The organism is Pseudomonas sp. GW704-F2 (assembly GCF_059423025.1).
Window position 1 is genome coordinate 188133 of the sequence record NZ_JBWKXO010000004.1, and the last position, 12960, is coordinate 201092.

7 protein-coding genes are annotated in these 12960 nt (G+C 62.7%); 3 read left to right on the forward strand and 4 right to left on the reverse strand.

Annotated features, from left to right (window positions below):
• Positions 1 to 90: 90 nt before the first annotated feature.
• From ligA to AC07W0_RS05505, 4 genes are all read right to left on the reverse strand, one after another.
• Complete coding sequence (ligA, locus tag AC07W0_RS05490) at positions 91 to 2457, reverse strand: NAD-dependent DNA ligase LigA (protein WP_102617617.1); 2367 nt, start codon at positions 2455 to 2457, stop codon at positions 91 to 93.
• Between the two features lie 86 nt (positions 2458 to 2543).
• Positions 2544 to 3407 (reverse strand): cell division protein ZipA, encoded by an 864-nt coding sequence (zipA, locus tag AC07W0_RS05495; protein WP_017845234.1) that lies wholly within the window; start codon positions 3405 to 3407, stop codon positions 2544 to 2546.
• 259 nt (positions 3408 to 3666) lie between these two features.
• Positions 3667 to 7155 (reverse strand): chromosome segregation protein SMC, encoded by a 3489-nt coding sequence (gene smc, locus AC07W0_RS05500; RefSeq protein WP_046489415.1) that lies wholly within the window; start codon positions 7153 to 7155, stop codon positions 3667 to 3669.
• Between the two features lie 2 nt (positions 7156 to 7157).
• On the reverse strand, positions 7158 to 7817 hold the full coding sequence (locus AC07W0_RS05505; protein ID WP_102617616.1) for a GntR family transcriptional regulator: 660 nt from the start codon (positions 7815 to 7817) through the stop codon (positions 7158 to 7160).
• A 280-nt stretch (positions 7818 to 8097) separates the two neighbouring features.
• On the opposite strand from AC07W0_RS05505, the gene xdhA reads away from it, so the two are divergent.
• The 3 genes from xdhA (at position 8098) to xdhC (ending at position 12950) form a co-directional block, all read left to right on the forward strand.
• A complete protein-coding gene (xdhA, locus tag AC07W0_RS05510) occupies positions 8098 to 9543 on the forward strand; it encodes a xanthine dehydrogenase small subunit (protein ID WP_017845231.1) in 1446 nt (481 codons plus the stop codon).
• The gene (gene xdhB, locus AC07W0_RS05515; protein ID WP_102617615.1) at positions 9536 to 11935 is read left to right on the forward strand and encodes a xanthine dehydrogenase molybdopterin binding subunit; all 2400 of its coding nucleotides are present in this window, start codon (positions 9536 to 9538) and stop codon (positions 11933 to 11935) included. Before xdhA ends, xdhB begins: the two co-directional genes overlap by 8 nt.
• Before the next feature lie 175 nt (positions 11936 to 12110).
• Complete coding sequence (gene xdhC / locus AC07W0_RS05520) at positions 12111 to 12950, forward strand: xanthine dehydrogenase accessory protein XdhC (protein WP_102617614.1); 840 nt, start codon at positions 12111 to 12113, stop codon at positions 12948 to 12950.
• Positions 12951 to 12960: the final 10 nt, after the last annotated feature.

Sequence of the window (12960 nt, forward strand, 5' to 3'; positions counted from 1 at the left end):
TAGATCATTTCGCGCCCGGGATCGTTCCACTTTCTTCGAAGGGCCGCTTCGCAGCCCAGCGGGAGCAAGCGCCCGCATCACAAGAAGTTGTCAGACAGTGATGTTGTGCCGAGCCAGAAAGTCCACGAAGGCGTCTTCGTCCAGAACCTTCAGGCCCAGTTCGCTGGCCTTGGCCAACTTCGAACCGGCACCCGGCCCGGCCACCACGCAATAGGTTTTCGCCGACACTGAACCGGCCACCTTGGCGCCGAGGCTTTCGAGCTTGTCCTTGGCCACGTCGCGGCTCATCCGCTCCAGCGAGCCGGTCAGCACCCAGGTGTGCCCCGCCTCCGGCAAACCTTCGATCACTTTTTTCGCGCTCTGCCAGTGCATGCCGAATTCCTCGAGTTGCTGCTCGATGGCCAGGGCACGCTGGGCGTGGTCGGGGTTATCGAAGAACTCGCGCACGGCCTTGGCCTGCTTCTCGGGCAGCGCCTGGCGCATATCGAGCCAGTCGGCCTTGATCACGCCTTCGAGGGAGCCGAACTTGTCCGCCAGTTTCTGCGCGGCGCCGGGGCCGACGCTGGGCACGTTGAGTTTGTCGAGCAAACCGCCGAGGGTGGTGCTGGCGGCGAACTCCGCGGCCAGGTCGCCTTGGTCCTGCAGTTGCAGGCCGCACTTGTCCGGCGCCAACAGCGCGCCGATCACGTCCTGGTTGTGGCGATCCTCAAAGAAGCTGTGGATCTCGTGCGCCACTTCCAGGCCCACGTCCGGCAGGTACGTCAGCACTTCCGGCAAAGCGCGCTGCACGCGCTCCAGGGACGCCAGGGAGCGCGCCAGCACCTTGGCGGTCTCCTCGCCCACGTCGGGAATGCCCAGGGCGTAGATGAAACGTGCCAGGGTCGGCGTCTTGCTGTGTTCGATGGCGCTGATCAGCTTCTTGCTGGAGACATCGGCAAAGCCTTCCAGGTCGATGATCTGTTCGTACTTGAGCATGTACAGATCCGCCGGCGAGGCGATGAGTTTTTCGTCGACCAATTGCTCGATGGTCTTGTCGCCCAGGCCGTCGATGTCCATCGCCCGGCGCGAGACGAAATGGATGATCGCCTGCTTGAGCTGCGCCCCGCAGGCCAGGCGACCGACGCAGCGGTACACCGCGCCTTCGCTGACGGTTTCCTTGCCCTTGCTGCGCTTGACCAGTTGCGTGCGCTCGACGTGGGAGCCGCACACCGGGCAGCTTTCCGGGATATGCACCGCGCGGGCGTGTTCCGGGCGGCGCTCGGTGACCACCGAGACGACCTGCGGGATCACGTCCCCGGCGCGGCGGATGATCACCGTGTCGCCGATCATCAGGCCCAGGCGCGCCACTTCATCCATGTTGTGCAGGGTGGCGTTGGACACGGTCACACCCGCGACCTTGACCGGTTTCAGCCGCGCCACCGGGGTGACGGCGCCGGTGCGGCCGACCTGGAATTCCACGTCGAGCAGCTCGGTCAACTCTTCCATGGCCGGGAATTTGTGCGCGATCGCCCACCGCGGCTCGCGAGCGCGGAAACCCAGTTCGCGCTGGGAGGCAATGCTGTTGACCTTGAACACCACGCCGTCGATTTCATAGGGCAGGTTGCTACGCCGCTCGCCGATATCACGGTAGTAGTCCAGGCATTCCTGGATGCCCTTGGCCAGTTTCAGCTCATGGCTGATCGGCATGCCCCACTTCTGCAACTGCTGCAAATTGCCGATGTGGGTGTCGCTGATATCCGCCGTCACCTGGCCAATGCCGTAGCAGCAGAACTCCAGCGGGCGGCTGGCGGTGATTTTCGAATCCAGCTGGCGCAGGCTGCCGGCGGCGGCGTTGCGCGGGTTGGCGAAGGTCTTGCCGCCGACTTCCAGTTGCGAGGCGTTCAGGCGCTCGAAACCGGCCTTGGACATGAACACCTCGCCGCGCACTTCCAGGGTCGCCGGCCAGCCGCTGCCGTGCAGCTTCAACGGGATATTGCGCACGGTACGCACATTCACGCTGATGTCTTCGCCGGTGGTGCCGTCGCCCCGGGTGGCGCCGCGCACCAGTTCGCCGTTCAGATACAGCAGGCTGACCGCCAGGCCATCCAACTTCGGCTCGCAGCTGTATTCCACCGCAGCACCGCCGCCAAACAGGTCGCCGGTCGGCAGGTCGAGGCCTTCGGTCACCCGGCGATCGAACTCGAGCATGGTGGTTTCATCGAAGGCGTTGCCCAGGCTGAGCATCGGAATCTCATGCTTGACCTGGGTAAACGCCGACAACGCCGCACCGCCGACCCGCTGCGTCGGCGAATCACGCGTGACCAGCTCCGGATGCTCGGCCTCCAGGGCCTTGAGTTCCTGGAACAAGCGATCGTACTCGGCGTCTGGGATGCTCGGCTCGTCGAGGACGTAATAACGGTAGTCGTGCTGATCCAGTTCAGCGCGCAATTCGAGGATGCGGGTGTGGGCGGCGGTCATGGGTGTTCTCTCATAAAGCAAAAGAGCAGCCGAAGCTGCTCAAATGTTGGTGCGCTTATTCTATCGACAACGCTTGAGGCCAAACCTCAGCGTTTCTGTGTCAGGGCGCGACGCTCGAACTCGACGATGCGCTGACGGTAGTGTTCGATGGTCTGGGCGGTCAGGACGCTGCGCTGATCGTCCTTCAGTTCGCCGTTGAGCTCCTGGGACAGTTTGCGCGCTGCGGCAACCATCACGTCGAAGGCCTGTTTCGGATGACGCGGACCCGGCAGGCCGAGGAAGAAGCTCACGGCCGGGGTGCTGAACAGGTCGATATCGTCCAGGTCGAAGGTGCCCGGCTTGACCGCGTTGGCCATCGAGAACAGCACTTCGCCATTACCGGCCATGCTTTCGTGGCGGTGGAAGATATCCATCTCGCCAAAGCGCAGGCCGCTTTCCAGAATGTTCTGCAACAGTGCCGGGCCCTTGAAGCCAGCGGCGTCGCGGCAGATCACGCTGATCACCAGGACTTCTTCGGCGGCCGGCTGATCGTTCACCGACTGGCGCGGCGCACTCTTGGCCGGGCTCTCGTCAGGGAAATCGTCATCGCGGCTGCTGAAGCTCGGGCCGTCGTCCACGCCCAGGTTCAGGTCGCCCTGATGCGGCTCGGCGGCGGCGGCACTGCCACGTTTGCCACGCTTGGAAGACGGTTCACGGGCTTCGCGCACAGGGGCGCTCATGGACGGCAAGTCATGTTCGTCCAGTTGCGGTTCCTTGTGGGTATCCAGCACACGGGGCGGCCCCAGCAGCTCGGCGCTGCCGTCGTCGTCGGGCAAGTTGGACAGGTTGCGGTCCAGACGGAACTTGAGCTTGCCCTTGCCGCCGCGCATACGGCGCCAGCCATCAAAAAGAATACCGGCAATGACAATAATGCCGATGACGATCAGCCACTCGCGCAGACCGATTTCCATGTAATCCCGTGCCTCTAATAAAAAATGCTGAAAAATAAGGGGTTTAGCACCGTGCAAACCGCTTTAAAACGTGGCGCCAACTCTATGTTCTGACTGACGTTTTGCCCACGCATACGAAAAATTGACATTAAACTAGCACGACCAAAGATAACTTTACACCGTCTGTCAAAATGCCTTGAACAAATATGCCAATTTGCCACTTTCGTCAGACCGGTAAACCGCCCTACATCGCGCTGATAATCTTCGCTGCTGACATGGCTCAGGAATCCACCATCGCCATCGCCTCTTCGACATCCACCGCCACCAATCGCGAACAGCCCGGCTCGTGCATCGTCACCCCCATCAACTGATCCGCCATTTCCATGGCGATCTTGTTGTGGGTGATATAGATGAACTGCACGGTCTGGGACATCTCTTTGACCAGGCGTGCGTAACGTCCAACGTTAGCGTCATCCAGTGGCGCGTCAACTTCATCGAGCATGCAGAACGGCGCCGGGTTCAACTTGAAGATGGCAAACACCAGGGCCAATGCGGTCAGGGCTTTTTCGCCGCCGGACAACAAATGGATGGTGCTGTTCTTCTTGCCCGGAGGCCGCGCCATGATCGTTACCCCTGTATCGAGTAGATCTTCGCCCGTCAGTTCCAAGTAAGCGCTGCCGCCACCGAAAACTTTTGGGAATAACGCCTGTAAACCGCCGTTAATCTGATCAAAGGTATCTTTGAAGCGGTTGCGGGTTTCCTTGTCGATCTTGCGGATCACGTTTTCCAGGGTGTCCAGGGCTTCCACCAGATCGGCGTCCTGAGCATCCAGATAACGTTTACGCTCGGACTGTTGCTGGTATTCGTCGATGGCGGCGAGGTTGATCGCACCGAGTCGCTGGATACGCGCGGCAATCCGCTCAAGTTCTTCTTCGGCGTCTTTCTCGTTGGCCTGGGCGGTCAGGGTGTTGAGCACGCCGTGCAGGTCGTAGCCGTCTTCGAGCAGTTGGTCTTGCAGGGTTTTGCGGCGCACGGTCAGGGCCTGCCATTCCATGCGCTGTTGTTCGAGCTGGCCGCGAATCAGCTGGGATTGCTGCTCGGCCTGGGTGCGGCGTTTTTCCGCGTCGCGCAGTTCGCGGTCGGCGTCTTCCAGGGCGATTTGCGCGGTCTTGAGTTCTTCGTCGACGGTCATGCGCTTGTCGAGCAGTTCTTCGAGCTTGAGCCGCAACTCTTCCAGGGGCGCTTCGCCCTCCTCCAGGTTGAGGCTCAGTTGCTCACGCTTTTCGGTCAGGCGCTCGGACTGCATCTCCAGGCGCTCCAGGGCCTGGCGCGTGGAATCGTGCTGGGCACGCAGGGAGCCGAGGCGCACCGCCAACTGGTGGGCGTGGTCCTTGTGCTGGCGCGCTTCCTGACGGACCCGGTCGAGGCGTTCGCGCAGGCTGTCGCGCTGGGCCAGCAGCAATTCGCGCTGCTCGGTGTCGACGGCCATGCTGTCGAGGGCTTCCTGCAATTGCAGGCGCGCCTCGCCGATCTGTTCGTGTTCGAGGGCGCGCTGCTCGCCCATCTCGGCCACTTCTTCGTCGAGGCGAGTGCGGCGCAGGGTCAGTTGCTCGACCTTGGCCTTGCTCGCCGACAACTGGGCTTTCAATTCGCCCTGCTGGCGCGCTTCGTCCTGCAACAGGCGGCGCAGGTGTTCGCGGCCGGTCTCTTGCTGGCGCTGGGTGGCGCGCAGGGTTTGCAGTTCGGTTTCCAGGCTTTCCAGGGTGGCTTCGCGCTCTTCACGCTCGGCGATCAGCTTGACGATTTCCTGGCCACGGGCCAATACGCCACTTTCCGCCTCACTGGCGCGGCGCACCCGCAGGAAGTGGCGGCCGACCCAATAACCGTCGCGGCTGATCAGGCTTTCGCCGGCGCCCAGTTGACCGCGCTGGGCCAGCGCCTGCTCCAGGGATTCCACCGGTTTGACCTGGCCCAGCCACGGCGCCAGGTCAAGCGCGGCCTCGACTTTATCCAGCAGGCTGCCCGGCACACGCGCGCCATCGGCGGCGGGGCTGAGCAAGCGCAGATCGCCCTGGGCAAAACCGGCCAGGTCGAAGCCGGCAAAATCATCCACCAGCACCGCTTGCAGGTCGGCGCCGAGCACGGTTTCCACCGCCAGTTCCCAACCGGCCTCGACCTTCAAGCCCTCCGCCAGACGCGGGCGTTCGGCCAAGTGCTGGTCACGCAGCCATTCGGCGGTGCCGGTGCCAGGGTCCAACGCGGCCTGCTGCAAGGCTTCGAGGGACGCCAGGCGCCCGTTGAGCCGCTGCAGATCGCCCTGGGCCTGTTGCTGGGCCTGGGTCGCCTGTTGCAGTTGCTGACGCAATTGCTCCAGGCGCTCCACTTGCTGTTCTTCGCTGGCTTCCAGCTCTTCGAGGGTCATTTCGCTTTCGGCGAGTTGCTCGCTCAGCTCCAGGATCGCCGCGTCTTCCGGGTCGGCGGCGAGCAGCACGCGCTCTTCCTGCAAGCGACGCTGGCGCTCGGCCAGGCGCTCCATGCTGGTTTCCAGTTGCTGGATGCGCGACTGCTGCACCTCGGCCTGGCGGCGCGGTTCGGCGGAGCGCAGGTTGAAGGTGTCCCACTGCTCCTGCCAGCCGTGCATGGTGGTCTCGGATTCTTCCAGAGTGGCGGCGGCTTCTTCGGCAGCGGCGCTGGTGATTTCCTGTTCGGGGGTGAGCATGTCCAGCTCTTCGCCGAGGGTCAGCAGCAAGGTGCGGTCGTGGCCGAGGTGGGACTCGGTCTCCAGGCGCGCGCGCTCGGCTTCCTTCAGATCGTCCTGCAACTGGCGCAGACGTTGCTGGCCGTGCTGGATGCTCTGCTCAACCCGGGCGATGTCGCCGCCCACCGAATAGAAGCGGCCCTGCACCAGATTGAAGCGCTCGGACAGGTCATGATGCCCGTCGCGCAGGCGCTCAATGCTGGCGTCGGCGTTGCGTTGTTCGGCCACCAGGGCTTCGAAGCTGATTTCCTGGGTGCCGATGATCGCTTCGCGCTGGCCGACCTGATCGTTCAGCGCCTGCCAGCGCAAGGCCGACAGTTGTGCCTTGAGTTGACGTTCTTCGCCCTTGTATTCCTGATACTTCTCGGCGGCCTGGGCCTGGCGGTGCAGGCGCTCCAACTGGCGCTCCAGCTCTTCGCGCAGGTCGGTCAGGCGGGCGAGGTTTTCATGGGTGCGGCGGATACGGTTTTCGGTCTCGCGACGGCGCTCCTTGTACTTGGAGATGCCGGCGGCTTCTTCGATAAAGTTACGCAGGTCTTCGGGCTTGGCTTCGATCAGCTTGGAGATCATGCCCTGTTCGATGATCGAATAGCTGCGCGGGCCAAGGCCGGTGCCGAGGAAGATATCGGTGATGTCCCGACGGCGACACTTGGTGCCGTTGAGGAAGTAACTGTTCTGGCTGTCGCGCGTCACTTTGCGGCGGATGGAAATTTCCGCGTAGGCCGCGTATTCGCCGACCAGGGTGCCGTCAGAGTTGTCGAACACCAGTTCGATGCTGGCCTGGCTCACCGGCTTGCGGCTGGTGGAGCCGTTGAAGATGACGTCGGTCATCGACTCGCCACGCAGGTTTTTTGCCGAGCTCTCGCCCATCACCCAGCGCACGGCATCGATGATGTTCGACTTGCCGCAGCCATTGGGCCCGACCACCGCCGCCATGTTACTGGGGAAGTTCACCGTGGTCGGGTCGACGAAGGATTTGAACCCCGCCAGTTTGATGCACTTGAGCCGCACGCTTAGGCGTCCGCCAACGCAGCGATCACCAGCGAGCAACTGCGCTGGCCGTAGGCCGACAGCACCAGGCGAATCTGCGGCAGGTCACGGGCGAGCACGGCGGCGAGCAATTGCTCGAACAGCGCGAGGTATTCGCTCATGGAGGCCTTGCGTTGATCCAGGGCCAGGTAATAGGCACGGTTCATCGCCGGCTGCAGGTTCTCGACGGTTTCCTGCAAATACGGGTTGTTGGCGAAGGGGTACGCGGCACGCATCACATTGAAGCTTTCTGCGACGAAGGCGCGGATGTCCTGGCGTTCGAAATTGCTCACCAGGCGCTGCTGGATCTGCACGAACGACGCCATGTCGGCCTGGGTCTGCCAGCCCTGCGCCACCGCATTGCCGAGCAGGATGTACAGCTCGGCCATCAACGTACACAGGCTCTGCACCTTGTGCGCGGTGAGTTCGGTGACGTGAGCGCCACGGCGCGGCAGGATCGCGATCAGGTGGCGACGTTCGAGGATCAGCAAGGCTTCACGCACGGAACCGCGGCTGACGTTGAGTGCCAGCGTAACCTTCTGTTCCTGGATCCGTTCCCCAGGCTTGAGATCGCCGCGAATGATACGTTCGGCGAGGTGGTGAGCGATTTGCTCGGCGAGACTGTCCGGCGCCTTGAACGTCATGTTTTCCCTTCAAAATCTTCTATCGATACAAGCGCGCCAGTGTAGCGCAAATGCCCGCTGATGGCGCTCGGCCCACCTTCAAGAATTTGGCATGAAATAAGCAACGATGAACCGCCAGAAGCCCCCAAAAACGCCGGTTCCAGAAGACTGGACCATAATGGATAGGGTTGTGACCGCATTTTCTTGACCTTTAGGTCAGAAAATCATTGACCGAAAAGTCAGACATGACTAGATTCGGCGCAAAGCGGTTAACAACAATAATGAGTCTGCGAGGCCTTCCGTGATCCAGTTTTTACTTAACCAGGAACTCCGTAGCGAGCACGCCCTGGACCCCAACCTGACCGTGCTCAACTACCTGCGCGAGCATGTGGGCAAACCCGGCACCAAGGAAGGCTGTGCCAGCGGCGATTGCGGCGCCTGCACCGTGGTGGTCGGCGAACTGCACAGCGATGAGCAGGGCGAGCGGATTCGCTATCGCAGCCTGAATGCGTGCCTGACGTTCGTGTCGTCGTTGCACGGTAAACAGTTGATCAGCGTCGAAGACCTCAAGCACCAGGGCCAACTGCACAGCGTGCAACAGGCCATGGTGGAGTGTCACGGTTCGCAATGCGGCTTCTGCACCCCCGGTTTTGTGATGTCGTTGTTCGCCCTGCAAAAAAACAGCGACGCCCCTGACCGCGACAAAGCCCATGAAGCCCTGGCCGGCAACCTGTGCCGCTGCACCGGCTATCGCCCGATCCTCGCCGCCGCCGAACAGGCCTGCTGCAACAAACCCCAGGATCAGTTCGACAGCCGCGAGGCCCAGACCATCGCCCGCCTCAAGGCCATCGCGCCGACGCACACCGCTGAACTCAACAGCGGCGACAAACGCTGCCTGGTGCCGCTGACCGTCGCCGACCTGGCCGACCTCTACGACGCCTACCCCCAGGCCCGCCTGCTGGCCGGTGGCACCGACCTGGCGCTGGAAGTCACGCAGTTCCACCGCACGCTGCCGGTGATGATCTACGTCGGCAATATCGACGAGATGAAGCGCATCGAGACGTTCGACGATCGCCTGGAAATCGGCGCCGCCGCCGCCCTCTCCGATTGCTACACCGCGCTGCGCCACGAATACCCGGACTTCGGCGAACTGCTGCAGCGCTTCGCCTCCCTGCAAATCCGCAACCAGGGCACCCTGGGCGGCAACATCGGCAACGCCTCGCCGATCGGCGATTCGCCGCCGCTGCTGATCGCCCTCGGCGCGCAGATCGTGCTGTGCAAGGGCAACGTCCGTCGCACCCTGGCGCTGGAAGATTACTTCATCGACTACCGCGTCACCGCACGCCAGGACAGCGAGTTCATCGAGAAGATCATCGTGCCCAAGGGCCACACGCGGTTCCGGGCGTACAAGGTATCCAAGCGCCTGGACGACGACATTTCCGCGGTGTGCGCGGCGTTCAACCTGAAGATCGACGACGGTGTGATCAGCGACGCCCGCGTCGCCTTCGGCGGTATGGCCGCCACGCCCAAACGCGCACAGCACTGCGAAACCGTGCTGATCGGCGCGCCCTGGAATGCCGCCACCGTGGAGCACGCCTGCGCCGCCCTGGCCGAGGATTTCACCCCGCTGTCGGACTTTCGCGCCAGCAAGGAATACCGCCTGCTCAGCGCGCAGAACCTGCTGCGCAAATACTTCATCGAGCTGCAAACGCCGCACATCGAAACTCGGGTGACCGCTTATGTCTAACCATCACGCCGTGGCAAAAACCCAGGCCGAACTGGCCGCGCTGTTTGCCCAGGACCTGACCTCCGGCGTCGGCCGCAGCGTCAAGCACGACAGCGCCGCCAAGCACGTATCCGGCGAAGCGCAGTACATCGACGACCGCCTGGAATTCCCCAACCAGTTGCACCTGTATGCGCGCCTGTCCGACCGCGCCCACGCCAAAATCCTCAACATCGATACCGCGCCCTGCTACGCCTTCGACGGCGTGCGTATTGTCATCACCCACGAAGACGTGCCGGGGCTCAAAGACATCGGCCCGCTGCTGCCGGGTGATCCGCTGTTGGCCATCGACACCGTGCAGTTCGTCGGCCAGGTGGTGCTGGCCGTGGCCGCCCGCGACCTGGAAACCGCGCGTAAAGCGGCGCTGGCCGCAGTGATCGAATACGAAGACCTGGAGCCGGTGCTGGACGTGGTCGAGGCCTACCGCAACCAGCATTTCGTGCTGGACAGCCACACCCATCAACGCGGCGATTCGGCGACAGCGCTGGCGGCCGCGAAGCATCGCATCCAGGGCACGCTGCATATCGGCGGCCAGGAACACTTCTACCTGGAAACCCAGATTTCCTCGGTGATGCCCACCGAAGACGGCGGCATGATCGTCTACTGCTCCACGCAAAACCCCACCGAGGTGCAGAAGCTGGTGGCCGAAGTGCTCGACGTGTCGATGAACAAGATCGTCGTCGACATGCGCCGCATGGGCGGTGGTTTCGGCGGCAAGGAGACTCAGGCCGCCAGCCCGGCGTGCCTGTGTGCGGTGGTCGCGCGCCTTACCGGGCAGCCGACCAAGATGCGCCTGCCGCGCGTCGAAGACATGCTGATGACCGGCAAGCGCCACCCCTTCTATATCGAATACGACGTCGGCTTCGATGACAGCGGGCGCTTGCACGGCATCCAGTTGGAGCTGGCGGGTAACTGCGGCTGCTCGCCGGACCTGTCGAACTCGATTGTCGACCGCGCCATGTTCCACGCCGACAACGCGTATTACCTGGGCGACGCCACGGTCAACGGCCATCGCTGCAAGACCAACACCGCGTCCAACACCGCGTACCGCGGCTTTGGCGGCCCGCAAGGGATGGTCGCCATCGAAGAAGTCATGGACGCTATCGCCCGTCATCTGGCCCTCGACCCGTTGGCGGTGCGCAAGGCCAACTATTACGGCAAGACCGAGCGCAACGTCACCCACTACTATCAGACCGTCGAGCACAACCTGCTCGAAGAGATGACTGCCGAGCTTGAGGCCAGCAGCCAATACGCCGAGCGCCGCGAAGCGATCCGCCGCTACAACGCGCACAGCCCGATCCTGAAAAAAGGCCTGGCGCTGACCCCGGTAAAATTCGGCATTTCCTTCACCGCCAGCTTCCTCAACCAGGCCGGCGCGCTGATCCATATCTACACCGATGGCAGCATTCACCTGAACCACGGCGGCACCGAGATGGGCCAGGGCTTGAACACCAAGGTCGCGCAAGTGGTGGCCGAGGTGTTCCAGGTGGACATCGACCGTGTGCAGATCACCGCCACCAACACCGACAAGGTGCCCAACACCTCGCCGACCGCCGCCTCCAGCGGTGCCGACCTGAACGGCAAGGCCGCGCAGAACGCCGCTGAAACCATCAAGCAACGCCTGGTGGAATTTGCTGCGCGCCACTACGCGGTGAGCGAAGCGGACGTGGCATTCCACAACGGCCATGTGCGCGTGCGCGAGCAGATCCTGAGCTTTGAAAGCCTGATCCAGCAGGCGTATTTCGCCCAGGTGTCGTTGTCGAGCACCGGCTTCTACAAGACCCCGAAAATCTTCTACGACCGCAGCCAGGCGCGCGGTCGGCCGTTCTACTACTTCGCGTTCGGCGCGGCCTGCTGCGAAGTGATCGTCGACACCCTGACCGGCGAATACAAGATGCTGCGCACCGACATCCTCCACGACGTCGGCGCTTCGCTGAACCCGGCCATCGACACTGGCCAGGTCGAAGGCGGCTTTATCCAGGGCATGGGCTGGCTGACCATGGAAGAGCTGGTGTGGAACGACAAGGGCAAGCTGATGACAAACGGCCCGGCCAGCTACAAGATCCCGGCCGTGGCCGACATGCCCTTGGATTTGCGCGTGAAACTGGTGGAAAACCGTAAGAACCCGGAAGACACGGTGTTCCATTCCAAGGCCGTGGGTGAGCCGCCGTTCATGCTCGGGATTGCCTCGTGGTGCGCGATCAAGGATGCGGTGGCGAGCCTGGGTGACTATCGCCACCAGCCGAACATCGATGCGCCGGCGACGCCTGAGCGGGTGTTGTGGGGCTGTGAGCAGATGCGGCAGTTGGCTGCTGCGAAGGCGGTTGAGGCTGAAACCGAGATGGCTTCGCTGTAAATCGAGGTGCTGCCATCGGGGGCAAGCCCCCTCCCACATTTTTCACCTGTGAATACATTCAAGTATGGGAAGGGGCTTGCCCCTCCCACATTTTTGATCTGTGAATACATTCAAGTGTGGGAGGGGGCTTGCCCCCGATGACGGTAGAACTGACAACAGAAATGTTGAGGTAGACATGAACAACTGGATCAGCGCCCTCGCCAACCTGCAAAACCAGGGCGAACCCTGCGTGCTGGTGACCATCATCGAAGAGCTCGGCTCCACGCCGCGCAATGCCGGTTCGAAGATGGTCATCAGTGCCGCACACACGTTCGACACCATCGGCGGCGGGCACCTGGAATACAAAGCGATGCAGATCGCCCGCGACATGCTCGCCCGCGGCCAGCAACACACCCATCTGGAGCGCTTCAGCCTCGGCGCGAGCCTGGGCCAGTGCTGCGGCGGCGCGACCGTGCTGCTGTTCGAACCCATGGGTCAGGTGCAGGCACAGATCGCCGTATTTGGCGCCGGCCACGTCGGCCGCGCCCTGGTGCCGTTGCTGGCGAGCCTGCCGTGCCGGGTGCGCTGGATCGATTCGCGCGAGCAGGAGTTCCCGGAACACATCCCACAAGGCGTGCGCAAAATCGTCAGCGAAGAACCGGTCGACGAAATTGCCGACCTGCCCGCGGGCAGTTACTGCATCGTGATGACCCACAATCACGCGCTGGACCTGGAACTCAGCGCCGCCCTGCTCAAGCGCAATGACTTTGCCTACTTCGGTCTGATCGGTTCGAAGACCAAGCGCGTCAAATTCGAACACCGCCTGCGGGATCGCGGCATCGACGCCGCACAACTGCAACGCATGCGCTGCCCCATGGGCCTTAGCGAAGTGAAGGGCAAATTGCCGGTGGAAATCGCCATCTCCATCGCCGGCGAAATCATCGCCACCTATAACGCCCATTTCGGCCAGCACACCGCGAGCGCCGAACCCATTGCCCAACTGCTGCCGGCTTCGCGTCGCAGCCAAGCTATTTAAATTGAGATCA

Bases quoted from the DNA above. Each gene is read 5' to 3' on its own strand.
- xdhB (WP_102617615.1), top strand. From the start codon at position 9,536: ATGTCTAACCATCACGCCGTGGCAAAAACCCAGGCCGAACTGGCCGCG.
- xdhC (WP_102617614.1), top strand. From the start codon at position 12,111: ATGAACAACTGGATCAGCGCCCTCGCCAACCTGCAAAACCAGGGCGAA.
- AC07W0_RS05505 (WP_102617616.1), bottom strand. From the start codon at position 7,817: ATGACGTTCAAGGCGCCGGACAGTCTCGCCGAGCAAATCGCTCACCAC.
- ligA (WP_102617617.1), bottom strand. From the start codon at position 2,457: ATGACCGCCGCCCACACCCGCATCCTCGAATTGCGCGCTGAACTGGAT.
- zipA (WP_017845234.1), bottom strand. From the start codon at position 3,407: ATGGAAATCGGTCTGCGCGAGTGGCTGATCGTCATCGGCATTATTGTC.